The 25,470-nt window shown below is 64.9% G+C and carries 14 protein-coding genes; 6 read left to right on the top strand and 8 right to left on the bottom strand.

Annotated elements, in window-relative coordinates; all coding sequences use genetic code 11:
* Positions 1-24: 24 nt before the first annotated feature.
* The 3 genes from ABIA40_RS11600 to ABIA40_RS11610 form a co-directional block, all read right to left on the bottom strand.
* Positions 25-1,056 carry a TRAP transporter substrate-binding protein gene (locus ABIA40_RS11600; protein ID WP_404541107.1) on the bottom strand — a complete coding sequence of 344 codons (1,032 nt, stop codon included), beginning with the start codon at positions 1,054-1,056 and terminating at the stop codon, positions 25-27.
* Positions 1,057-1,464: 408 nt separating this feature from the next.
* Positions 1,465-2,721, bottom strand: coding sequence for an efflux RND transporter periplasmic adaptor subunit (locus tag ABIA40_RS11605; protein ID WP_404541109.1), 1,257 nt, complete (start codon positions 2,719-2,721; stop codon positions 1,465-1,467).
* Positions 2,718-5,909: an efflux RND transporter permease subunit gene (locus tag ABIA40_RS11610; RefSeq protein WP_404541111.1), complete on the bottom strand. Its 3,192-nt coding sequence runs from the start codon at positions 5,907-5,909 to the stop codon at positions 2,718-2,720. Before ABIA40_RS11610 ends, ABIA40_RS11605 begins: the two co-directional genes overlap by 4 nt.
* Positions 5,910-6,340: 431 nt before the next feature.
* Between ABIA40_RS11610 and ABIA40_RS11615 the strand changes: the two genes are divergently transcribed.
* Positions 6,341-10,324, top strand: coding sequence for a hypothetical protein (locus ABIA40_RS11615; RefSeq protein ID WP_404541113.1), 3,984 nt, complete (start codon positions 6,341-6,343; stop codon positions 10,322-10,324).
* Between the two features lie 23 nt (positions 10,325-10,347).
* Here ABIA40_RS11615 and ABIA40_RS11620 read toward each other — a convergent pair whose 3' ends face one another.
* The 4 genes from ABIA40_RS11620 to ABIA40_RS11635 all read right to left on the bottom strand — a co-directional run bounded on the left by ABIA40_RS11620 (position 10,348) and on the right by ABIA40_RS11635 (position 17,037).
* A complete protein-coding gene (locus ABIA40_RS11620; protein WP_404546210.1) occupies positions 10,348-13,437 on the bottom strand; it encodes an ATP-binding protein in 3,090 nt (1,029 codons plus the stop codon).
* 303 nt (positions 13,438-13,740) lie between these two features.
* The gene (locus ABIA40_RS11625) at positions 13,741-14,568 is read right to left on the bottom strand and encodes a hypothetical protein (protein ID WP_404541115.1); all 828 of its coding nucleotides are present in this window, start codon (positions 14,566-14,568) and stop codon (positions 13,741-13,743) included.
* Positions 14,569-14,656: 88 nt separating this feature from the next.
* Positions 14,657-15,949, bottom strand: a complete 1,293-nt coding sequence (gene fsrB / locus ABIA40_RS11630) for a siderophore utilization protein FsrB (protein WP_271542206.1) — start codon at positions 15,947-15,949, stop codon at positions 14,657-14,659.
* 212 nt (positions 15,950-16,161) lie between these two features.
* Positions 16,162-17,037: a helix-turn-helix domain-containing protein gene (locus tag ABIA40_RS11635; protein WP_404541117.1), complete on the bottom strand. Its 876-nt coding sequence runs from the start codon at positions 17,035-17,037 to the stop codon at positions 16,162-16,164.
* A gap of 255 nt (positions 17,038-17,292) precedes the next feature.
* On the opposite strand from ABIA40_RS11635, the gene ABIA40_RS11640 reads away from it, so the two are divergent.
* The 5 genes from ABIA40_RS11640 to ABIA40_RS11660 are packed head-to-tail and all read left to right on the top strand — an operon-like array spanning position 17,293 to position 23,319.
* On the top strand, positions 17,293-18,507 hold the full coding sequence (locus tag ABIA40_RS11640) for an amino acid ABC transporter substrate-binding protein (RefSeq protein ID WP_404541119.1): 1,215 nt from the start codon (positions 17,293-17,295) through the stop codon (positions 18,505-18,507).
* 58 nt (positions 18,508-18,565) lie between these two features.
* Positions 18,566-19,441, top strand: coding sequence for a branched-chain amino acid ABC transporter permease (locus ABIA40_RS11645; RefSeq protein ID WP_404541121.1), 876 nt, complete (start codon positions 18,566-18,568; stop codon positions 19,439-19,441).
* Positions 19,438-21,108, top strand: a complete 1,671-nt coding sequence (locus ABIA40_RS11650; protein WP_404541123.1) for an ATP-binding cassette domain-containing protein — start codon at positions 19,438-19,440, stop codon at positions 21,106-21,108. The genes ABIA40_RS11645 and ABIA40_RS11650 overlap by 4 nt, the downstream gene beginning before the upstream one ends.
* The gene (locus ABIA40_RS11655) at positions 21,101-21,832 is read left to right on the top strand and encodes an ABC transporter ATP-binding protein (RefSeq protein WP_271542202.1); all 732 of its coding nucleotides are present in this window, start codon (positions 21,101-21,103) and stop codon (positions 21,830-21,832) included. Before ABIA40_RS11650 ends, ABIA40_RS11655 begins: the two co-directional genes overlap by 8 nt.
* A gap of 35 nt (positions 21,833-21,867) precedes the next feature.
* Positions 21,868-23,319, top strand: coding sequence for an aldehyde dehydrogenase (locus ABIA40_RS11660; protein ID WP_271542201.1), 1,452 nt, complete (start codon positions 21,868-21,870; stop codon positions 23,317-23,319).
* A gap of 52 nt (positions 23,320-23,371) precedes the next feature.
* Here ABIA40_RS11660 and ABIA40_RS11665 read toward each other — a convergent pair whose 3' ends face one another.
* Positions 23,372-25,360, bottom strand: coding sequence for a TonB-dependent siderophore receptor (locus ABIA40_RS11665; RefSeq protein ID WP_271542298.1), 1,989 nt, complete (start codon positions 25,358-25,360; stop codon positions 23,372-23,374).
* Positions 25,361-25,470 lie beyond the last annotated feature (110 nt).

Genomic DNA, 25,470 nt, shown 5'->3' on the forward strand with positions numbered 1-25,470 from the left:
ACCGACCTCGACGGCCCCAACGCGCTACGACAGCTTGCCGACGGCCTTCTCCAGAAGCTCCCAGGCCTGATCGCCATATTTGCCCTTCCATTCGGCATAGAAGCCGGCCGAGCGCAGCTTGTCGCGGAACGGCGCGATGGCCGGCTGGTTGAAGGCCAGGCCCTTGCCCGCGAGCTCCTGCTGCAGGTTGGCGTTCAGCTTGGCGGTATCCTCACGCTCCTTGACGGCGGCGGCATTGATGTTCTTGGCGACGATGGTGCGCACGTCCTGCGGCAGCTTTTCCCAGGCTCTGCGGTTGGCCAGGAACCAGAAGCCGTCCCACATGTGGTTGGTCAGCGAGCAGTACTTCTGCACCTCGTAGAGCTTGCCGGTCGAGATGATGGCCAGCGGGTTCTCCTGACCCTCGACGATCCTGGTCTGGAGCGCGGAATAAACCTCGCTGAAATTGATCGAGGCCGGCGCGGCATCGAACGCCTTGAACATCGAGGTCCACAGCGGCGACACCGGCACGCGGATCTTGAAGCCCTTGAGGTCGTCAGGCCCGGTGATCGGCTTGCTCGACGACGTGGTCTGGCGGAAGCCGTTGTCCCAGATCTTCTCCATGACCTCGAGCCCGGCCTTCTTGATCTCGCCGCGGACATGGGCGCCGAGATCGCCGTCCATGGCCTTCCAGACCGTGTCATAGTCCGGGAACGCAAAGCCGATGCCGTTGATGGACGCCGCCGGCACCAGGGTCGACAGGATCAGGCCGGACAGCGTGAAGAACTCGACGCCGCCGGAGCGGATCTGGCTCAGCATGTCGGTGTCTGAGCCGAGCTGGTTGTTCGGGAAGATCTGCAGGTCGAACTTGCCGCCTGTCTCGGTCTTGATCGCCGCCGCCATCTCCTTGGCACGGACGTTGAGCGGATGTGTGTCGGGCAAGTTATTGGCGTACTTGTAAGTGAACTCGGCGCTCTGGGCGCGCGCCACATGGGGCGCACCGAGGCCGCCCAGGACTGCGGTCGCGGCGGAGGCCTTGAGAAGCGTGCGTCGGGAAAAGCGCGTGGACGGGACCATGAGTCTGCTTCCTCGGAAGGTTTGTTGTTGTTGTTCTGAGATGCAAACCTATACGGACGGTCGGCCTTAAGGTCATCTGCGATCTCGCGGATGCCTCGCTTATTGCAGCCGGACAAGGTCACGACAATATCGGCTTTCGCAGACCTCGACCCCGATTCAAAACCTGAAAAACAACCCCATGCACAGTAGACGTCAAGAGCTAAGACGACGGCCGACGCGCAGACGGAGGTACAGGTTTTGGCGAAGGTCGGATGTCAGCAATTGCGCCTAAATAACTGATCTGATTGTACATAAAGATATTCCATAATATACCTTATGCGAATCACGGATACGCGGGTCCAGACTGGTCCGGCCGCGCCGTGCCTCGAACCACTACTCACCTTCTTTCGATTGATCCGGCCTAGCGAGCTATGAAGCGGCGCTCGTCGTCCGGATTTGCACCTTGGCTCCGTCGGCAAGGTCCACCGACGGATTGAGAATGATGTGATCCCCGCGCTCGACCCCGCTGTCGACTTCGAGCTGACGGCCGAGATCGCGCAGCACGTGGATCGTCCTGAAATGCACGGTTCCATTCGCGACCACGGCGACTTGCATTCCTTTGGCATTGAAGATCACCGCGTCAGCCGAAATTTGGAAGCTTGGCGTCCGGCGTGGGATACGAAGTTCCACGGTGCAGTAGATCCCCGACGTGAGCGCCGCATCGGGATTGGGGATATCGACCTCCGTCAGCAGCGTCCGCGAGCCGGGCTGGAGTGCATCCGCTATCCGGGTCACCGTCCCGGGAAAGGTCCGGTCCGGGATCTCGGGTACGTGGACGATCGCGGCAATGCCAGGCCTGAGGTTGAATGCGGCGTCCTGCGGCACGAACACCTGGGTACGGATGACGCTGCCCTGCTGGAGGGTGAACATGAACGTGCCCGAGGTGGCATCGGCCTGGACCAGGCTGCCGACGTCGACATTGCGCTGGGTGATGACGCCGTCGAACGGAGCCACTACGCGCTGATACAGCTTCTGCTGGCGGAGCACCTGCAACTGCGCCTGCTCGGCCGTGATGTTCGCCTGCGCCACGGATACCGCCGCCTCCTGGGCCTTCAGTGTCTGCTCGTCAATAGTGCCCTGCTGCGCGGTCACCCATCCCTTGTCGACCAGCGGCCGATCGCGGTCCCAGGTCACCTTGGCGAGTTCCCGGTTGGCTTGCGCCTGCTGGTACGACCAATTGAGCTGGGCGAGTGTTGCCTCCGCCTGGGCGATCTGGTGATCGAGCTCGGGGGCATTGATCTCGGCGAGCAGCTGCCCTGCCTTGACGTGGTCGCCGATATCGACGGCGCGAATGGCGATATAACCGCTGGCGCGGGCGAAGATGTTGGCACTCGCAAATGCGGAGGTCGTGGCCGGCAACTCGACGACCTCGACTTGATCGGCGGGCTCGACGGTGGCCACACGGACTTGCGGAACAAAATCTCGTTGCTGCTCGGCTGTCGCTAGGACCTGGCGGTGCTCGGCATATTGGCGCCAGGCCCCCGCCGCCAGCAGCGCGCCGGAAATGAGGATCAGGCTAAAGCCGGCGAGGCGCCCTCCCCGACGAGTCTGCCCTCGAGGTGTGACGTCCTGGTTCTGACCAGGTTCGGCCAGGCGCTCGGGTTCGATTGGTCTGTTGAAGTTCATTCCAGCACCTCGTCGAATACCCCGTGGTGTGTCTTCCCGTCATTGCCCTTGCGAAGAACCGCGAAGAGGTAAGGCACGACCAGCAGCGTGGTCGGCGTTGCGAACAGCAGCCCCCCGATGACGGCGCGGGCCAGCGCGGCGTTCTGTTCCTCGCCGGCGGCGCCGATCGCCATCGGGATCATGCCGACGATCATCGCGGCCGCGGTCATCAGAACCGGCCGGATTCGGGTATGGCCGGCCTCGACCGCGGCTTCAAAGGCGGTCTTGCCTGCGAGCTGCTGCTCGCGGGCAAAGGTCACGAGCAGGATCGAGTTCGCCGAGGCGACGCCGACCGCCATGATCGCTCCCATCAGCGAGGGCACATTGAGTGTCGTGCTGGTCATGAACAGCATGGTCAGGATGCCGCAGAGCGTGGCCGGCAAGGCCAGAATGACGACCAAGGGATCGCCGAAATTCTGGTAATTCACGACCATGAGCAGGTAGACGAGCACGGCGGCAAACAGCAGTCCTGTGCCGAGGTTGATGAAGGCACTGTTCATGCTCTGGATCTGGCCGGTGGCCTGGATCGTGTTGCCGGGCTTGAGCTGCTTCTGAAGATCGGCCGTTACCTTGGCGATGTCGCTCGCCACGCTGCCGAGATCGCGGTCCTGGACACTGGCATAGACCTCGTAGACCGGCTGCACATTGGCCTGGTTGGCGTTGGTCGGGATCGTGCCGCGCTGGAATGTGGCGACGTTGCCAAGCAAGCCGGGAATGGGCGTGTCAGTCTGCGGTGACGCCAGCGAGGTCGATACCGGCGTGTTGGCGAGATCGTTGAGCGATGCGATCTGCCGCTCGGGCGTCTGCACGGCCAAGTAATAGGGAATGCCGGAGGTAGGGTCGGTCCAGAAATTCGGCATGACCTGCTCCGAAGAGCTCAGGCTGACGTTGAGGTTGCTTGCGATCGTGTCGGCATTGAGCCCCAGCTGCGCAGCGCGGGTGCGGTCGATATTCGCGTAAAAGGCCGGTGCGTTGACCTCCTGCTGGAGATGGACGTCGGCGATTCCCGGGATCGCGGCGAGACGCCGGCGCAGCTCGGTGGCGACCTTCAGGTTGTTTGCCTTGTCGTAGCCCACGGTTCGCACGTCGATCTGGGCCGGCAGCCCGAAATTGAGGATCTGGGTGACGATGTCGGCTGCCTGGAAGTAAAAAGTGTCTTCGGGAAACGCAGCCGGCAGGGCCTCGCGCAGCTTGCGCACGTAGTCGGCCGTTGGCCGGTGGCCTTCCCTCAGCGAAACGAGGATGACACCATCATTGACGCCGATGGTCGAACCGTCGCTGAATGCCAGATTATAGGAGCGCGCCGGCAGGCCGATATTGTCGACGATCAGCGCGCGATCCCTCTCCGGAACGATCTCGCGGATCTTGTCCTCGACCTGCTGAAAGATCGCCTCGGTATTCTCGATCCGGCTTCCGGCCGGCGCGCGCACATGGAGCTGGATCTGTCCCCCGTCGATGACCGGGAAGAAATCGCGGCCGACCATGGGGAACAGCACGAGGCCCAGTGCCAGAACGGCGACCATGCCCGCAGGAATGATGAAGCGATGCTCGATCAATCCGGTCAGGATATGCGAATAGGCATGGCGCATCGCCTCGAAATGTCGCTCGAAGGCCGCATGAAAGCGCGCGAAGGGACCGCGTGGTTCAGCACCGGTCTCGCCGTGGCGCTCGCCCTCGAGCAGGAGACCGATGATGATCGGCGTCAATGTCCGCGACAACCCGTATGACGCCAGCATCGCGAAGACCACCGCAAGGCCCAGCGGCGTGAACAGATATTTGGCCGGTCCTTCCAGGAAGACGACCGACGTGAAGACGCAGCTGATCGCCAGGGTCGAGACGAGCGTGGGTATGGCGATGCCGGCCGCGCCGTGCAGCGTGGCCTGCGACAGAGGCTCTCCCTCCTCCGTGAGCAGGCGATGGGTATTCTCGATCGTGACCGTGGAATCGTCGACCAGGATACCGACGGCGAGCGCCAGTCCTCCCAGCGTCATCGTGTTCAAGGTCTCCCCGAGGAAGTGGAGCACGATCAGCGATGTGAGGATCGATAGCGGAATCGAGATCATCACCACGAGCGTCGATCGCCATGATCCAAGGAACAGCAGGATCATCAGCGCTGTCAGCGCGGCTGCGATAGCGCCCTCGCGCAGCACGCCTTCCACCGATTGCTTGACGAACACCGACTGATCGAACAGCTCGTCGATACGCATGCCCGGAGGCGCGGCGGCGCGTGCGGCTGCGAGCGCCTTGTGAACCGCGTTGACCACGCTGAGCGTCGAGGCGTTGCCGTTCTTGATGATGCTGAGCAGCACCGAACGGCGACCGTTCTGGCGCACGACATTCTGCTGCACCAGCCAGCCATCGTGAACCTGCCCGACATCCCTGACGAAAATCGTGGCGCCATTGACGACCTTGATCGGGATGTTGTTCAGGTCCTTGATCGATGGCGGCGTCGCATTGGTCCGGACCACATATTGCTTGTCACCCATCTTTGCGGTGCCTGCCGGCAGCGTCAGGTTCTGGGCGTTGACCGCATTGACGACGTCGAGGGGCGTCAGCCCCTTGGCGACCAGCTTGGCTGGATCGAGATCGACCATGATCTGGCGGTATTTTCCGCCCGATGGCGTCGGCAGCGTGATGCCCGGAATGGGCGCCAGTTGCTGACGTATGCGATAGATGCCGTAGTCGTAGAGCTGCTGCTCGCTGAGCGTATCGGAGCTCAGACTAACCTGGAGCACGGGCACGCTCGAGGCGTTGAACTGAACGACGACCGGCGCCTGGATGCCGGGCGGCATCAGCGCGCGGATGGCGTTGGTGGCGGAGACGATTTGCGAAATGGCGAGGTCGAGATTGACGTCGGGTTGGAAGTAGATCTTCTGCACCGACAGGCCAGCCATGGTCTGTGCCTCGATGTTCCTGATGCCGTTGACGTTCGAACTGATCGAGTACTGGCTGTAGGTGGTGACGCGTTGCTCCATTTCCGGCGTACTGAGGCCGGTATAACTCCAGATCACGGTCACGACCGGGATGTCGATATCCGGAAAGATGTCGGTCGGCATCGCGAATAGGGTGACTGCGCCGAGGAACAGGATCAGCGCGGCGACCACGTAGAAGGTGTGGGGAAATCGCAAGGCGAAACGAACGATACCCATCGAGCACTCCTCGCGCGTCGCAGCCTGTTGCGGCCACCACGGCTGTCCAGATCAGCGTTGACGCATGGCACGCGGCGTGTTGCCGGTGCGGCCACCTCGTGCGCTCCTGGATGGTTCTTGGTCTCGAGGGTCAACGATGAACCCCGCTCACACTCCCGGCTTCGGGCGTCCGGAATTGCAGTCGTGAGCAAACATGGCAACAGCAGATCAGAAGTGAATGCGGTGTGGTGTTAATTCACGGCAATGATCGGCGGGATTCGACCACAAATCGGTGAGCGCCCTCGTTTTGAATCTCAAGACCATGCGAGCTATATCGCGAGGCCCAGCTCAGTCCGTCGAGATGGCCGAAGCCGATATCGCCCCTGCCCGAGCTCAAAGCCGTGGTAGCTCAGTCCTGGCTGATTGCGTGCTCCGGCGCATCTTCCGCCCGCATGCCGCAGTGGAAAGTTCGGAAAGTGTGTGCCAGTTCATACAATCGAGCGGCCGCGAGCCGCACTATTCCCCAAATAAGTTGCATAACGAAACACGTTTTGGGTGCCGGCCGGTCCTGGCGCGAAGGCGCTTTGAGCCGCGTGCGACCCGGGGGAGCCAAAAACATGCGTCGTGATTTGACCATCAAAACCGGCAGCATGGCCGGCACGTCCGATTTCAGGGTGATGGCTCCGATCAAGAAGGGGTTCGTGCCGTCACTGGATGCGACCACGTACAAGACCCGCGTCAAATACGTGCTGCGGGCGCTGAATGGCGGACGCGCCAACGCGTATGAATACGAGCTCGCCCGCGTGCTGACCGATTCCGTTGACCGCGTCGGGCGGATCCACTCGGTGGGCATCGCCGTGCTCGAACCCGAGGACGAATCCGTTGACGGCGTGGACTATGTGCTTCTGACCGCGACGTTCGACGGGTCGTGGGAAGCCTATGTCCGCGTCATATGGCAGAAGGCCGCCCGGCTGCTCGACCTCATCTTCTGCAATACCGATGGTTATGTGCTCGGATACGAGAACACGTACGAAAACTGGGGTATCTGGCTCAAGAGCAAGCAGACCGAAGCCTATTTCCTCTATGCCACCCCCGACCTGACCGTGGATGACACGCGCTTCCTGCGGATGGAGGAGCGAGTCTATCGGCGCGCCTCTGGCGCCGGCGCCGACAAGATCGTCACGCGGATCAGGATTCCCTCGCCGGAAGACATCGCGCGACACTCGATATTCGAGGTCGACGGCCAGGTCGGCGTCGATCCGACCAATGCCGGCTTCAGCAAACCACTCAGCATCGAAGCTGCCGCCCGGCCTCCGTTTCGCCACGGCATCCGCGCACTGGCGGGACTCTACCGTCTGGCCGACTTCTATCCGCCGGGCACGCATGACGGGGTGCTTCTGCATCGGGCCGGCCACGAGCTGCTGCCCGAATTCGTCACCATGATCAACGACCCCACCTACGCGGAAGGCGTCAAGCGCGCTCGCCGGCGCTATGAAGAGGCCCTGCGCTGGTTGATGACCCCGCCCGATGTGGCGCCGGTACGGCGCAACCTGCCCCTCGCCCCGCCGGCCGACCTGCCGTTGCAGGATCCCGGCAACGTGCAAGGCGGAATTCTGACCGCCTACAATTCAGATCACGGCTGTCTGTTGCTGCTGCAGTTCGCCAACCCGGCCGCACTGGCCGCGTTTCTCGACGTCCTCCAGGTGACTTCCGAAGCCGACGTTCTGACGCCGGGGCAGATCGTCACCAACATCGCATTCACGGTCGAGGGACTGCGTCAGGCCGGCCTGTCCGACGAAGAGGTGCGCACTCTGCCGGAAGAGTTCGTGCAGGGCATGGAAAGACGCGCCGGCCTGCTCGGCGATGTGCGTTGGAATCATCCCCTGCGATGGCGCCTTCCCGCCAGCAATTGGGCGCTCGGGACCGACGCGCCGGACCTGCCCGACGGCGACCCGGCGCCGCGGATCAGCATGAGCTCGGTCCATGCCGTCCTCCAGCTCCGCCTGTTGCTACCCAAGGACGCGCAGACGACGGCGGATGCGAGACATGCGTTGATGGCCGAAATGAACCGCCTGGTCGGGGTCGATGCGGGTATCAGGCCCCTTTCGATCCAATGGATGCAGCGGCAGCGCGACAAGATATCCCGCGACATGCAGGACCATTTCGGGTTCGCCGACGGCAGTTCGAACCCGGTGCTGCGTGAGTGCGAGGCCGGCACGCACTATTCCAATCGGGTGCATCTCGGCGAAATTCTGTGCGGCTATCCGAACATCGCCGACGAGACGGCGCCGTTCGGCAACGCGACCAATCGTGCTCACGCGATGCTCCGCGACGGCAGCTTTATGGCGCTGCGCAAGCTGCGGCAGGACGTCGAGCAGCTCGAGGATGTCCTCGCCCGCGCGACGCGACAGGCAGCCGAGATGGTCGGACCGGACGCGCCTGCCCTGACGCGTGAGACGCTGATGGCCAAGATGATGGGACGCTGGCCGACCGGCCATTCCCAGGCCGGGCAACCCCTGACCCCTACTCCGCCCCCTGACAAAGGCCACAACGACTTCAACTACGACGCCGACCCGCAGGCCCAATCGTGTCCGTTTCACGCGCACATACGGCGCGCCAATCCGCGCGTGTCGATCACCAAGGCGGATGCCGGCGCCCGGCCCCCACGGATCGTCAGGCGCGGCATGTCCTACGGTCCGCCCGTCGACCCGCAAGCCGCCAAATCCGGCCAGCAGCCAGAGCGCGGCCTGGTTTTCATGGCCTACAATGCCAGCCTCGGCGAGCAGTTCGAGGTGGTGCAGAGCTGGCTCTCTGGCGGCAACAGCTCGGGTGCGTCCTCGGGGGTCAGCGATCCCTTCCTCGGCGTCGCCGAGCCTGGCCGGCTCCGGCATTTCCGTTTCGAGCATGGAGGCCAAACCATTCGTGTGGCACTGGACGGCTCGGACCGGCTCCACGACGAACCTCGTCCGTTCGTCCGTCTGGAATGGGGAGCATATTTCTTTGCGCCATCGAAGAAGGCGCTTGCCGATCTAAAGCAATGGGCGGCGAGCCAGGGGTACAAACCGGCGGTGACGTGGTGCGCGGATCAGGGGGAAAAAGAGATCGCGCGTCTGCGCCTGATCGAGCGCCAGCAGGGCGAAGCCGCGGCGATGGCCGCGTGGAAGACAGCGCTCGAAGATCCGGATTCAGCCTCGCATTTCGTCAACGCCTCGATCTGGGCTGCGATCCGCGAGCGCCACGGCGGCGCGCTTCGCACGCCCTTCGGGGTCTTGGTGGCCGACCGCGACATGGTCTACAAGGTGTTCGCCGACTCCGACACCAAGCTGACCATCACGGGCTATCTTCCCCGCATGCTGCGGTCGTTCGGCATCCTCTATCTTGGCCGCGACGCCGGGCAGCCAGACCAAGTCTACGAGCAGGAATCCGAGGCCTGCAATGCCGCGATCATGGCCCTCGACCAACCCGCCGCATTCGAGCTGGCGCGCGCGGTCACACAGAAGGTGCTGGGCTTCATGGTCAAGCAGACGATCGACTATGCCGCCAGCGACGGCGAAGCGAGCTGGGAGCTGACCGTCGACGTGCACGAATTGGTGGATCCGCTGCTCGCCGCCTTCTGCGAAGCGTGGTTCGGGTTGAGCGAAGACGGGGGCCATTTCCGCCGCGTCGGCTATCGCTGGGATTGGACGCCGGGCGAGCCGCCCGGCTATCCCGGGCATTTCCTGTCGCCTTCGCGCTACATCTTCCAGCCGCACCCGAACGCGACAGTGGAGGCGATCGGCGCGGCACATGGCGACGCTGCACGCCGTGCCATGGAAAATTTCCTGACGCAGTTCGGGCCGACAAACGCGCCAGTGACGAAGGCAGTCTATAACTCGCCGCGGGGCACCGGCGACATTCCGTTCGTGGCGCGCACGGTCGCCGGCGCCATGATGGGATTCATTCCGACCGTTGACGGCAACCTGCGACGAATATTGAACGAATGGCTGCGCGAAGGAACGCTATGGGCGTTGCGCGCTCGCTATGCCGGCACGAAGGCAAAGAACTATATGGACGCTCTCAACCGGCTGAGAGACGACTTCATCCCCGCGATGCAACTTCGCGCGGTGCCCGAACTGATCTGGCGGACGGCCGTCGTTTCGCAGACCATCGGAGGTGTCGAGGTCAGGCCCGGAGACGTCATCGTCGCCGGCGCGGTCTCCGCCACCCAGCAAAGTCTCGCCGAAGGCCGTCAGGACATCTACCACGCTTTCGGCGGCAACCGCAGGGTCGCGGGGCATCCCACGCATTCATGTCCCGGAGCAGACCCGGCACTGGCGGTGATGCTGGGTTTCTTCAGCGCACTGGTGGAGACGGAGCTGCCCTTGCGGACCGGCCCCATTCCAATGAGCCTGACGATGGACGGAAGAGTTCCCGCGCCGAGCCCACCGCCACCCTAGAGCCGTGGGCAGGTGCGCAGCGATCAGACGGCACAATGCCGAGCGAGCTGATCGTTCGCGTGGATGACGGGTATGCCGGCGACGCGCCTGATCGTCTGCTCCGCATGCCAGTGCATGCCGAGCGCGCGCAGTTTCTCCGCGGCTTCCATCATGGTCTGGCGAGCCGCCTCGCCCCGGCCCTGCCCTGCGAGGAGCTCGCCCCGCAGGGAAAGATTCAGGGCCGCATCGCGCAGTGACCGGCGCCACCCTGCGGAGGTTTCGGCCCGGCGCAACCAGCGCTCGCTGAGGCGAAGATCCTGGCGCAAAGCTGCGAGCTTCGCCAGCGCGCGGCACGCCGCGGCTTCGCCCAGTCGCTCGCTTTCGCGTGCGCGCCGCAGGACATGGGCGGCATACCGCCGCGCCGTCTCGACATCGCCTTCGGCGGTCGCCGCCTCGACGAGCCAGCTGTATTGAACCGACGTGTAGAATTGAAAGTTGCGCCGCTCCATCCATTCGGCGGCGTTGCGCAACTGCAGCAGGCCCTCGGCGTCGCCGGTTGCCGACCAGCGGGCAAATCCCGAGGCGGCCCGGCAATCCGCCAGAAGCAGCAGGCTGCGCGTGTTCTCGGCGATGCGCGCCCCTTCCACGGCAAGCTGCTCCGCCTCCTGCCAGCGGCCCTGCCAGATCAGCGCGACTGCGATCCAGTTGCGCACGGAATTGACGACCGGATGGGTCGAGCCTCCGACCAGAGCCATGGCTTCGCCGAAACAGGCGTGGGCGTCCTCGAAATCGCCGCGATCCGCAAGGACACCGCCCTTGCACGATAGCGCATAGGCGGCTCCGAAGGATATCGCACCATGCCGCCGGCTGCGTTGCTGCTTGGTCGAAATGGCGGCGTCGATCAGGGCGATGGCTTCGTCGTACTGACAGCTTGCAGCAAGAATCTGACCGAGCGTCGCTTCGATCTGAGCGATCAGGCGACGATCTTCGAGCTTGCGCGCCAATTCCAGTGCCGTCCGCGTGTGCGTCACGGCTTCGCGGAAGCGGCCGAACCCGTAGCACATCCAGCCGAGCCATTCATAGGCGCTGGCCATCGCGGCGGTCTCGCCGAGGGAGGACGCGATTGCAACCGCGCGTTCGAACACAGAGGTGTCGTCGGTCAGCGACAGCGGGTCGAAGATGTTGGCCATACCCAGCTTGTTGGCCAGCAAGCACCAGCGCAGCGATTGCTCGCGCGAGCGATTGGGCACGCGATCCAGCGCCTGCATCGCAACCTGGTACTGCGCGCTGGCACGATCGAGCGCAAATGCAGCCATGGCCTTGTCGCCGGCACGTTCGGCATAATGGGCTGCGCTTTCCCAATGACCCGCGCCTTGCGAATGGTAGGCCAGAGCTTCCATCGCATCCTCGCGATCAGCCTGCTCGGACCGCGCCAGCAGGGTGTCTTCGATCCGCTTGTGCAATGCCTGACGCTCGTGCAGGCCAATGGTGTCGTAGACCGCATCGCGCGTGATGCCGTGCTTGAAGCGAAGGACGCCGCCCGCTGGATCGGCAAAGAGAAAGTCCGCATCCGCCAATGCCCGCACGATGGCCGGGTTGGGTTCGCTGCCGCAGGCCGAAACCAGCAGCCCGTGCGGCACGGTGTTGCCGATGACGGCCGCGGCGCGAACCACGTTCGCCTCGTCGGGCGGCAGGCGTGCCAGGCGCGAAGCGACCAGGGTTGCGATCCAGCCCTGTTTGCTGCGCGCTTCGAACGAGGCAGGATCGTTGGCGGCGATGGAATGGCAGAGCTCTTCGATGAACAACGGCACCCCGCCCGCATAGGCATGGATGCGGGCTACCAGGAAGGGGTCGGCCTGCGGGACCCAGCGTCGTACGGCAAAGTCGGTTTCCGGCCCCTGAAACGGTTCGAGAAACAGGTGCGGCGCGCCGGAAATCCATTCGGTGCCGTCCTCGCGCGGCCGGCTGGCGAGGATGACGCGAGGTCCGTTGGGCAATTCCAGCAAAGCCTGCAGCAATTGGCGGCTCGCGTCATCAGACCATTGCCAGTCGTCGATCACCAGCACCAGCGGGCCATGTGCCGACAGTCCGGTGAAGAACCCGAGCAGATCGCCGACGACGCCATCGACGGTGATGCGGCCGCCGCGCGCATCGGCGCCGGCCGACGCCAGTGCGAGAATCGATTCTGCGTTCGGACCGAGTTGGGCCGCCCAGGGCTCCAGAGCCGCGCGCGCCGTCTCCTTTGCCTCGACGAGGGAGGCGTCCGCTCGAATTCCCAGTGCAGCGCGCAGCATCTGCAGGAATGGTTGCAGGACCTCTGCACCGACGTAACTCTCGCAACTGCCTCGCAGCAGCCTGATGCGCTCGGTGCCGACGTGCCCCAGCACTTCTTCCAGAAGGCGCGTCTTGCCGAGTCCGGGTCCGCCGACGACCACCGCGCAGCGTTGCGCCTGCGCAGGTGCTTCGCTCAGAAAGCGTGTCAGGAAGCCGAATATCTCGTTGCGGCCGATGAAGGGCGTCAGGCCGCGGCGCGAGGTTGCCTCGAAGCGCCGGGTCGCCGTGCTTCGACCCAACACCAGCCTCGCCGGCGGCATTCCCGAAGCCGCCGGGAGGTGGGCGGCGAGCTCGAAGAAGTTGGCATGCGGCCCAAGGGCATCGAGGCTGGCCAGGATCTGATCCGGACCGGCGTGGCGCGACAGGTGCGCTGCCGTGTTCACGACATCGCCGATCAGGTCATACCGGCCGGACTCGATGTCGCCTTGGGTCAGGAGCACGGTGCCGGCATGGATACCCGAATGCATTCGAAGCGGCATCAGCGCCGGCGATACGCCATCGTGGCGCAGCTCTCCAACCCATTTATGAATATCGAGCGCTGCTTCCGCAGCACGACGGCCGTCGTCTTCGCCGGATTGGGGATAGCCGAAAATGGCGAGGGCACCGTCTCCCTGCGTGCGGATGATACGACCACCGTGCTTCGCCACCGCGCGATGCCAGATCTGCCGCAACTGGCTGAGGAGTTCGGAAAGGTGCTCGGACTCGACATCCCGGCCCAGGGCGGTTGATCCGACAAGGTCGGAGAACAGCACCGTCAATCGATGACGTTCGCCTCTGGGGTCGCGGGTCTGCGTAATCATCGTCAATCGCAGCCAACTCGTTGACGAACCGCAAGAACGGTCTCCAGCGGGTGCCAGACCGGATGCAGCAAGTATCGCAAAAGGCCATAGTAACTCGCCCAACCCGCAAGTGGAAGCTCGCGGGGATTGCATCCGCCGAATATGACGATCAGGACGACCGCATTGGCCTAACCTATTCAAAAACCTCGTGTCTTCCGTTTGCCGACGGCGCGGCCCCGCCTCGCCCTGCGCAGGCCAAGGCGTGGTTCAAAGCCGGTGGTTCAAAGCCGGAGGATCACGGCGGAGGATATCGAGCTGCCGTTCCTAGGGAAGCGGCAGCCGCTCCAGCTGGCTCTGCGCCTTCTTGACGGCGGCCGCATACCAGCTCTGGCTCGGGGCTTCCTTGGCGAAGCACGCCGTGAAGGCGGTCATTGCCTTGTCCTCGCGGGCCATCTCGCCGCGCGGGTCTTTCTTGTCGACGGGCTTGGCCATCATCTGCTTCCAGACCTTCTCGCAGGTCGCGATCGGGGCGGTCTTCACGGCCTCCCTTGCCGCGAGGAAATAGACCTTGTCGCCCTGGATCGCGACGACGTCGATTTCGTCCGGCGGGCCCTTGAGGCCGCCATTGCCGCGCACGCCGAGCACAGCGGCTGCGACGCTCGCCCTTGCCGGCTTGGTGATCGGCAGCTCCGCGTAGATCGCGAAGGCGGCGTCCTGGATGGCGTAATAATAGAAGCGGTCGGATTTCAACGCGGCGCCACTGTCCTGAGGCATGCCGTCGGCGCGATGCTCGCCAAGCCAGTGCTTGAGCAGCCCGGTCGTGGTCACAACAGCCTGCATCTTGTCGCCTTCGGATGCGAAGCTCAGCCCATCGAGATGGCCGAAGCCGATGTCGTCCTTGAACAGCGTATCGACGTTCGACTTGCCCTCGGCCGGGAGTCCCCTGATCGCGACCGGACCGACCAGGCCGCGCAGCACGCCGGCCAGCTCCTTCAGGGCCGCATCGTGCTGCTTGTAGATCTCGTCGCTCTCCTTGGCGTTCGAGAATTTTGCGATGTAGCGGTCGCGCAGGTCGAGATAATGCTGCTCGGGCGCGGCCGCCCCGGCGGGCGCGGCCAGGACGAGCAGGCAGAGCAAGGCAGGCAATCTCATTGCGATTCCGGGAAGACTGGAGAGCGATCTCCCATCTTTGTGCCGACGCCGCGTGCCAAGGTTCATCCCTTGGCGGAACGCGGGTGCCCTACTCTGCCGGCGTCAGTTGCTCCCGGTTCAGCCGCACGGCCGCCGTCTCGCGCACGCGAACGCGGGCGCGGCGCTTGCGCCACCAGATCACGACGCCGGTGACAGAGAGCGCGGCGACCACGAGGCCCATCACCGAGATCAGGATGCGCCCGAACAGTCCGACGATGCGGCCCGAATGCAGCGGAAACTGCGCCTGCACGAAGATGTCGGCGGCGGTGCCGACCCAGGGCAGCCGCTCGCCGATGGGGCGGCCGTCCTCGCTGTCGTAATAGAGCTGCGCCGGGCCCACGCCGCCGGCGCCGTGATCGTCGCCGGGATGGAAGAAGGCGGCGGCATAGACGCCATGGGCCGGGCCGTAGCTGAGCGCGCCCACTGGGGTGGTCCAGCCTCGCGCCTTGCCGTCGGCGGCCGCGCGGGCAGCAATCTCGGCGAACGTCATCTTGGGCTCGATCGGATTATCGAGATCGCGATAGGGCCGCTGCTCATAGGGTGTCGGGGTGTAGTTCGACACCATCTTCATCAGCGGCGAGAACACCTCGAAATAGAGGTTCAGCGAAAACGCGGTGAAGGCGATGATGAACAGCACGCCCCAGGTCCACAGGCTGAAGGCGCGGTGGATGTCGAAATTGATCCGGTAGGCGCTGCCCGAGGTCTTGATAGTCCAGGCCGGCGCCCAGCGCGCCCAGAAGCCGCGCTCGAGCTGGCGCGCGACTTCGGGCGCCCGCGCGGCCTTGGCGCGCCGGCGCGAGGGCAGCGTCAGGTAGAAGCCGACGAAGCAATCGATGGTCCAGATGATAGCAATGATGCCGAGCACGCGCATGCCCCAGCGGTCGCTGCCCCAGAATTCCGGGATGTGCATCGTGTAGTGCAGCTTGTAGAGAAACGAGACGAAGTTTTCGCGCGTGACGGGCCACACCGCGCCCCAATAGCGCCGGCCGAGCTCCGCACCGGTGTTGGGATCGAGGAAGACCTGATTGTAGTCGAGCGGGTAACGCTTGCCGGTCGCGGGGTCGATCCGCGGCATGACGAAGAACCACAGCGAGTGCCCCTCCTCAGGCGTCATGAAGAGATAGACGACGCGCGCACGCGGATCGCGCTGCTCGATCATCTTGGCAAGCTCGAGCGAGGGAATGGCCGGGCCCTTCGTCGAGACGTCGAACAGGTGGCTGTTGAGGACGTCGTCGAGCTCGTGATCCCAGGAGATGATCGCGCCGGTGATGCCGGAGAAGAACAGGAAGGCGGCCGTCAGCAGTCCCGCCCAGCGATGCAGTTTGCCGAATATCGCTCTCATCGCTCAGATCTCATTCCCACTGGACCCGGCCCCTCATTTGCCGGACCGCTTTTCGATTGGACTCGCCGCCGGCCGTTCAGCCGGTGGGCCTTCGGCCTAACGCAGGGACCGTTGCAGTGCGAGAGGTCCGACATTAGAATTTGTCGAGACTGGCCAATAAGCTGCGCGACAAAGCGTCCAGGCGTGATCGGGTGTTCGCGCAGCCGCGTGCGTTACGGCCAATCGGCAAAATTCAGCGTCGGTCTCGATCGCCCCGCTCTCGCGCGTGCCGCAACGCGCCGACGCCATACGCCCGGTGCCTCGCCGGTGTGCTTGTGGAAAAAGCGGCTGAAATAGGCGGTGTCCGTGAAGCCCAGCGCGAATGCGATCTGCTTGACGGCGATGGTTCCCGCCTCCAGCCGTGCCGCCGCTTCCCTGACCAGGCGCTGCTGAATCAGCTCGCTCGGCGAGCGCTTCAGCTCGCGGCTGCAGAGTGCGTGCAGGCGATCCGGCGTGGTGCCGAGTAACCTCGCGTAATCGCTGACGCGCAGGTGCTGTTGATAGCGCTCCTCGAGCAACCTGCGGAACCGGCTCAGGATCTCGGTGCTGCTGCTCTCCTCGTTGCGGTTGCCGTCGCCAGCGAACAGGCGCCAGAATCGCAGCACGCACAGCGTCAGCTCCGCCGACATGATCGACGCTGCACCGCTGCGTGCGGGCGAGGCGATCTCGGCGGCGATCGCCGCGATCGAACGCGCGATCGTGGCCGCGAGATCGGCCTCGACCTGCAACGCCAGGATGCCGCCTGCGCCCTCGAGCGCGAGATAGGCCGCCTCCGCCGACGGCGGGAGATAGCGATGCCAGATACCGGCGCGCAATTGCAGCAGCTGCGCCGTCGTGCCTGCCGACACCTCCAGATAGTCGGCGGATCCTGCCGGGAGCCAGACCAGCGCGGGTCCGACCGTCCGCATGGTCCTGCCGGCCTGACCGATCTCAGCGGTCCCCCCGCCGGGAAGGCAGAGCAGATGAATGAACGGACGGGCCGCTTTCGAGGTCAGCGTCCATCGCCGCGCGACGTAATGCGCCGCGATCAGCTCGGCGCCCACAGGCACAGCCCCACTCGGGACGGTTGCCGTTGCCGGATCTGGGCCCGCGACGCCTCGACGCACTTGGCCATCAAGGCCAGAAACGTCCAATCTTTCACCGGATTTGTCCATTGTGCGAGCAAAGCTTGGGATGCTTGCTAGGTCAAGTCCCGGTGGCGGCCGGCTCAATGATGCCGCCCTAGAGAAAGTCGGGATCAAGAGGAAACGACCACTCACTGCGATGCCGACCATCGCTTGAGTGCAACAGGAGGGAGACACGATATGTTTTCAGCGAACCGTCGAACGTTGCTGCGCGTCGCTGGCCTTGCGGCTCTGGCCGGAACGCTGGGGACGTCCTCGGCCGACGCGCAGGAGAAGATTCGGATCGGCTACGCCATTTCCAAGACCGGTCCTTATGCCGGCGGCGCCGGCATCACCACCCTGCCCAATTATGAGCTGTGGGTGAAGGACGTGAATGCCGCCGGCGGCATCAAGCTCGGCGACAAGAAGCTGCCGATCGAGGTGGTCGAATATGACGACCGCAGCAGCTCGGAAGAAGCCGTCAAGGCGATCGAGCGCCTCGCCAACCAGGACAAGGTCGATTTCATTCTTTCGCCGTGGGGCACGGGTCTCAATCTCGCGGTCGGCCCGACTCTGAACCGCCTGGGCTACCCTCACCTCGCGGTCACGTCGGTGACCGACAAGGCGCCGGAGCTTGCCAAGCGCTGGTCGAACGCGACGTTCTGGCTCGGGACGTCGGCCCAGATATCCGAGGGGCTCGCCGATCTGCTCGGCAAGCTGAAGAGCGAAGGCAAGATCGGGGCGAACATCGCGATGGTCAGCATCGCCGACCAGTTCGGCATCGAGCTGTCCGCCGCGGGCCGCGAGGCCTTCAAGAAGCACGGCTTCAAGCTCGGCTATGACAAGACCTATCCGATGGGCACGCAGGATCTCCAGCCTCTGTTGAAGGATGCGATCGCGTCGAACCCGGATGCGTTCGTCGCCTTCAGCTATCCGCCGGATACGATCGCGCTGACCGAGCAGGCGCAGCTGTTGAAGTTCAACCCGAAGGTTTTCTACGTCGGCGTCGGCACCGCGTTCCCGCTTTACAAGGGCAAGTTTGCCGCCAACAGCGACGGCGTGATGGGCATCGGCGGTTGGAATGCCGAGTCTCCGCAGCTGAAGGAGTATCTGGCGCGCCACAAGGCCACGACCGGCAAGGAACCGGATCGTTGGGCGAGCTCGATCACCTATGCGAGCCTGCAGGTGCTCCAGCAGGCCATCGAAAAGGTCGGCAAGCTCGATCGCACCGCTGTCGCGGCGGAAATCCGTGCGGGCACGTTCGAGACCATCATCGGCAAGGTCAAGCTGAAGGACGGGCTGCTTCAGGAGGTCTGGAGCGTCGGGCAGTGGCAGAACGGCGAGTTCTACGCCCTCGCACCGACCTCGCTGCCGGGCGCGCGTGCCGCGGTCGTGCCCAAGCCGCAGTGGCAGTAGGCTGGTTGGCAGGCCTTGCGTCGGCGAGCCTGCCGTCCGCTCAAGGGGGCGCCGCTTCATGTTGCTTGTCGACATCATCCTGCCGGGCCTCGTGCTCGGCGGCATGTACGCGCTGATCGCGCTCGGGCTGACGCTGCAATATGGCGTGGCGCGGATCATGAACCTCTCCTATGGAGAGTCGCTGGTCGCGGCCGCCTTCGGCGCGTTCTCGCTCTATAGCGGCCTTGGGCTGAGCCCGCTCGCGGCGCTGCTGCTGGCGGTCCCGGTCGCGATGGTGCTGAACTGGCTGCTGTATCGCTTCCTGCTGGAACGGCTGATGCGGCGCGGCAAGGACCGGGGCGCGCAGGAGATCGACAGCATCCTCGTCACCTTCGGCGTGCTGTTCGTGATCCAGGGCGCCATGCTGGTCGCCTTTGGCGGCCAGTACTACAGCTATAGCTATCTCTCCATTCCGTTGACGATCATGGGCTCGACGCTTGCTGTCAATCGGCTCGCCGCTCTGCTGTTCGCGGCGCTTGTCGGCGGCGCCGTGTATCTCGCCCTCACCCGCACCCGGATCGGCACTGCGGTACGCGCCATCGCAGTCGATGCCAACGCCGCGCGTCTCGTCGGCATCGACGTCGCGGCCCTGTCGGGGTTGGCGTTTGCCTTTGGCGGCGGCCTCGTCGCCGTCGGCGGCGTGCTGATCAGCATGTTCCTCACCTTCAATGCCGCGATGGGCGTGGTCTTCACGATGAAGGCACTGGTCGTCGTCATCATGGGCGGTGTCGGCAACGTCATCGGTGCGCTGGTCGCCGGACTGCTGCTTGGTGTGGTCGAGACCGCGGTGGCGCGGCTGGTCGATCCCGGTCTGACGCTGGCTGCGACCTACGCCCTGTTTCTCGGCGTGCTCGTGATCAAGCCGACCGGCCTGTTCGGCAGGGCCGCGTCATGACGGGGCCCGTCCGGATTTTGCTGTGGTGCGCCGGCCTCGCCCTCGCCGCATGCCTCGTCACCTATCCGCTCTATGCCAACGGCTATTATCTCGCGCTCGGCATCAGCGTGCTCTATTTCACGATCCTGGCGACCGCGTGGGCGATGTTTTCGGGCCCGACGCGCTACATCTCGCTTGCCACGGTCGCGTTCTTCGGGCTCGGCGCTTACACGGCTGCGGTGCTCGGCGAGACCATGCCCTGGCCGGTCGTGCTGCTGGCCGCAGCCGGCGTGGGCGCACTCACCGCCGCAATCACCGGGCTTTCGACGCTGCGGCTGTCCGGGATCTATTTCGTGATCTTCTCCTTCGGCTTGGCCGAGCTGATCCGGCAGCTCGTGATCTGGTACGAGGTCAACATCCACAAGTCGGTCGGCCGCTATCTCTTCAGTGCGGTGACGCAGGACGTTCTCTACTGGCAGCTGCTGGGCTTGACCGCGGTCGTCTTCCTGGTGGGCTGGATGCTCGGGCGCTCGCGCTATGGGCTGGCCCTGCGCGCCATCGGCGCCGACGAGACCGCGGCGAGCCATTCCGGCATCGATGCCACGCGGATCAAGCTCGGCGTCTTCATTCTGAGCGCGACCTTCATGGCGGTGACCGGCGCGGTCATGGCGCCACGCTGGACCTATATCGATCCGGCCATTGCATTCAATCCAACCATCTCGTTCCAGGTCGTGATCATGGCCCTGCTGGGCGGCGCGGGCTCGCTGTTCGGGCCCGTGCTGGGCGTCATTCCCCTGGTCCTGCTGTTCGAGGTGCTGACCGCGACGCTGCCCAACCATTTCAGCATCGTGCTCGGCGTCATCTTCGTGTTCATCGTGATGGTGTTGCCGAACGGCGTGGTCGGCCTGTTCGGGGTGAGCCGCTGGCGCGTTCCGGCCGGCGGTCCTGCCACCGCGCCCGCCCGCGCGGGCGATGCACCGCTGCTCGCGGTCGACGGCGTCAGCAAATCGTTCAGCGGATTGCGCGCCGTCGACGGTGTCAGCTTCACGGTCACCACGGGCGAGATCATCGGCATCATCGGCCCGAACGGATCCGGCAAGACGACGCTGCTGAATACGCTGTCCGGGGCGCTGCGGCCCTCCTCGGGCACGATCCGGCTGGGCGGCATCGTCCTCAACGGTATGCGCGCGCACCAGATCGCGCGCCTTGGCCTTGCGCGCACGTTCCAGCTGGTGCGCGTGATGCCGGACCTGACGGTGGCCGAAAACGTTGCGGCGGCGCGGCTGTTCTCGACCTCGAACGGCTCGGGCGCAACGGCAAGCGAGCTGCTGGACCTCGTCGGGCTCGGCAAGCTGCAGGAAGCGCCCGCGAGCGAGCTGACCTATATCGACCAGAAGCGGCTCGAGCTTGCCCGCGCGCTGGCGCTGCAGCCGCGCCTCGTGCTGCTCGACGAATGGCTGGCGGGTCTCAATCCGAGCGAGCTCGAGACCGGCATCGCGCTGATCGCGAAATTGCGCGATCGCGGCCTCACCATCATCATGGTCGAGCATGTCATGGATGCGATCCGAGCGCTGTGCAGCCATTGCATCGTCATGAATGCCGGCAGCGTGATCGCGCGCGGCGCGCCGGAGGCCGTGTTGTCCGATCCAAGAGTCGTTGCCGCCTATCTCGGAGGCGACGATGCTTGAGGTCGCCGCCCTCTCCCACTTCTATGGCAAGCACCAGGCTCTCGCCGACATTGCGCTTGCTATCGGGCAAGGCGAGATCGTCGCGATCCTCGGCGCCAACGGCGCCGGCAAGTCCACCCTGCTCAAGAGCATCGCCGGGCTGGTCAAGCCCGCGCCGGGCGCAACGATCCGGTTCGAGGGACATCACATTGGCGAACTGCCCGCCCATCTGATCGTGGAGCGCGGCATCGCGCTGGTGCCCGAAGGCCGCGGCGTGTTCGGCGATTTGACGGTTGCCGAGAATCTGCAGCTCGGCGCCTACCCCGCCCGCGCCCGCGCAGGCGAGGCAGACCGGCTCGCGAGGATCCTGCGACTGTTCCCGCGCCTTGCCGAGCGCATGGCCCAGGCCGTTCGCACCATGAGCGGCGGCGAGCAGCAGATGGTGGCGATCGGCCGGGCGCTGATGTCGAACCCGCTGCTGCTCCTGCTCGATGAGCCCTCGCTCGGCCTGTCGCCCCTGCTCAGCCGGGAGGTCTTCCGCGCGTTGGCGGAGATTCGCAGCGGCGGCCTCAGCGTATTGCTGGTCGAGCAGAATGCGCGGGCGAGCCTCGACATCGCCGACCGTGTCTACCTGATCGAGTCCGGCCGCAACGCCGGCAGCGGACCGGCCAGTGCGATGAAGAACGATCCGGAGGTTCAGCGCGCCTATCTCGGCAAGGCCCGCGCGGCCCCGTCCCCACCATAATCGCTCAATCCCGCCTGCAACCTTTGGAGTGCATCATGAACGCGATCGACCTTCTCATCGGCGGCAAGGACCAGTCGGCAAGTAATCAACGCACCTTCCAGCGCCACAACCCGATCTCCGGCGACGTCGCGACCATCGTGGCGGCGGCCTCGATCGACGACGCGATGCGGGCCGCGGACGCTGCGGCCGCCGCCTTCCCGGCCTGGTCACAGCTCGGTCCGTCCGAGCGCCGCAAGCGGCTCAATGCGGCCGCCGACATCCTCGCACGCCGGGCCGCGGAATTCACCGCGCTGATGGTCGCCGAAACCGGCGCCACCGCGGGCTGGGCCGGATTCAACGTGCACCTGGCCGAAGGCATGCTGCGCGAAGCCGCGGCCATGACGACGCAGATATCCGGCGAAGTCATTCCGACCGACAAGCCCGACAACCTCGCCATGGCGTTTCGCCAGCCGGTCGGCGTGGTGCTCGGCATCGCGCCCTGGAACGCTCCCGTGATCCTCGGCGTGCGATCGGTCGCGATGCCGCTCGCCTGCGGCAATACCGTGGTGCTGAAGGCGTCCGAGATGAGCCCGGGCGTGCATCGTCTGATCGGAAGCTGCCTGGCGGAGGCCGGCCTCGGTGACGGCGTCGTCAATGTCGTGACCAACGCGCCCGAGGATGCGCAGGCGGTGGTCGAGGCGCTGATCGCCCATCCTGCGATCCGCCGCGTCAATTTCACCGGCTCGACCCGCGTCGGCCGCCTCATCGCACTCGCATGCGCAAAGCACCTAAAGCGCGCGCTGCTGGAGCTTGGCGGCAAGGCCCCGCTCGTGATCCTCGACGATGCCGATCTCGACGCTGCCGTGAATGCGGCAGCGTTCGGAGCCTTCATGAACCAGGGGCAGATCTGCATGTCGACCGAGCGGATCGTGGTCGACGACAAGGTGGCGGACGCCTTCATCGCCAAGTTCGCCGCCAAGGCCAGGAGCCTTCCCTTCGGCGATCCCCGCAAGGGCAATGTCGTGCTCGGCTCGCTGGTCAGTGACGCCGCCTGCGAGCGCGTCCGGGGCCTGATCGACGATGCCGTCGCCAAGGGCGCGGTGCTTGCTGCCGGCGGCCACGGCAGCGGCACCATCATGCCCGCCACCATCGTCGATCATGTCACGCCGGCGATGCGTATCTATGGCGAGGAGAGCTTTGGTCCGGTCGTGACCGTGGTGCGCGTGAGCGGGATCGACGAAGCCGTGCGCGTGGCCAACGACACCGAATACGGCCTCTCCTCGGCCGTGTTCGGCCGCGACATCGCCCGTGCGCTCGGCGTTGCCAGGCGGATCGAGGCGGGCATCTGCCACGTCAACGCCCCGACCGTGCATGACGAGCCTCAGATGCCGTTCGGCGGCACCAAGGCGTCAGGCTATGGCCGCTTCGGCGGCAAGGCCGCAATCGACGAGTTCACCGAACTGCGCTGGATCACCGTGCAGACCGGGCCCCGGCACTATCCGTTCTGATCGGCGGGATGCAGATCCGGCCTCCAAGGCCGGACTGTCCCTCGGATTGTGCTCACCAGCGGTAGGTCAGCCTGGCGATGGCTTTCCGCCCTTCCGCGTAGAAGCAGCCCGACATGCTGTAGCATGCGGCGACATAGCGGGTGTCGGCGAGATTGGTGACGTTCAGTGCCAGGCGCCAATTGTCCCTGTTGTAGGCCAGCAGCGCGTCGAGAACGGTCGACGATCCCACCTTGAACGTGTTGGCCTCGTCGCCCCAGGTCGCGCCGACATAGCGGATGCCGCCGCCGAATTGCAGGCCCGCGAGCGGCCCGTTCTGGAGCGTATAGTCGCTCCACAGCGAGGCGCGGTTGAGCGGCACCGTAGTTGGCGCCTTGCCGACATTCACCGGATCCTGCGTGACCATGGCGTCGACATAGGCATAGGCGGCGCGCAGGTTCCAGCCATCGGCGAGCGACATCGTGCCTTCGAGCTCGATGCCGCGCGACTTCACCTGCCCGATCTGTTCGTAAAAGGTGGCCGCGGGCACGTACACGGCGACGTTGTCGCGCGTCAGGTCGAAGGCGGCGAAGGTGAACAGCGCGTTCCAGCCGACCGGCTGGTACTTGACGCCGACCTCGTATTGGACGCCGGTCTCGGGATTGAGCATCTGTCCGCCAAAGCCGGTCGCGAGCAGCGGCAGGAACGATTCCGAGTAGCTGAAATAAGGCGCGATGCCGTTGTCGAAATTGTACATCACCGCGGCTCGGCCGGTGAAGGCCGAGGCGTCCTTCGCGGCCGTCGTGTTGGCGATACCGTTGTCGACCTGCGTCGTCACGAAATCCTGGCGGCCGCCGAGCTGGAAAGAGAGCCGGCCGAGCTTGATCTGATCCTGCGCATAGACGCCGACCTGGGATTGCTTGACGCCCGTATTGTCGTTCATAGCGCCGATGGCGTAGTCGTAGCTGTAGTTCGGATTGAAGACGTTGATCTCGGGGGACGAGGTCGTGACGCCGAAGGCGGTGTCGCGGAAGGACGTGTTGCGATAGTCGACACCAACCAGCGTGGTGTGGCTGAGAATGCCGGTGGTGAACTTGCCCTGGAGCTGGTTGTCCACGGCCAATGAGTTGATGTAGGAGTTGCTGTAGCTGCCATAGCGCGCGAGCTGCCCTGCGGCTTCGTTGGTATAGCCGCCGCCGTAAAACACCTTCTCCTCGTTGTGCTGATAGGCGTAGCGCAGATTTTGCCGGAACGTGACGTTGTCGGTGAAATTGTGCGCGAGCTGGTAGCCGACGGTTGCGATCTCGGTGTTGAACGCGTCGAAGCCCGGCACGCCCGCGAAGAACGAGACCGGGATAGTGCGGCCGTTGTTCGGCCACACCGTGCCCGACGCCGGCAGGAACTGAAGGCCCCACCCCGCCCGGTCGCGCTGGTAGTTGGCGAGCAGGGTGATGGTGGTGTCCTCGTTCGGCTTGAACGTCACCGCGGGCGCGATGAAGACGCGGTTGTCCTTGCTGAAGTCCACCTGGGTCTGTCCGTCACGCACGACGCCGGTCAGGCGCCACAGCACCGTCCCTTCCTTGTTGGCGGGGCCGCCCATGTCGAACTGGCCCTGATAGCGATTGAAGCTGCCGCCCGAGATCGAGACCTCGCCGAACTGCTGCGCCGTCGGCAGCTTGGTCACGTAGTTGAGAACGCCGCCGGTGCCGCTGCCGCCATACATCGCGGAGGACGGACCCTTGAGCACCTCGATGCGCTCGGCCCCATAGGGCTCGAGGCCATTGAAGTGCACGTAATTGCTGGAGGGAATGCGCAGGCCGTCGACGAAAAGGCCCGGCATCGTCATGTCGAAACCGCGGATCTGGAGGCCGCCGAAGCGCGTGTCCGAGCCGCCATTGACGTCGCCGCTGACGCCGGCGGTGTAGCGCAAGGCCTCGCCGATCGAGACCGCGCCCTGGTTTCTGATCTGATCGGTGGTGATGACCGACACCGACTGCGGCGTTTCGATCAGCGGCGTATCAGTCTTGGTGGCGGTGCCGCTGCGCGTCGCAACGAAACCGCGCACCGGACCATTGGCGCGTTCGCCCGTTGCGCCGTTCGATGAGGCCGACTGGGTCGGTGCGGCCTGCTGCGCCGGCGCGCGGCGGTTGGCGCGTGCAGTACGTGTCGCCGCCC

This window comes from Bradyrhizobium sp. USDA 223 (assembly GCF_044909005.1).
Lineage (GTDB): Bacteria > Pseudomonadota > Alphaproteobacteria > Rhizobiales > Xanthobacteraceae > Bradyrhizobium > Bradyrhizobium yuanmingense.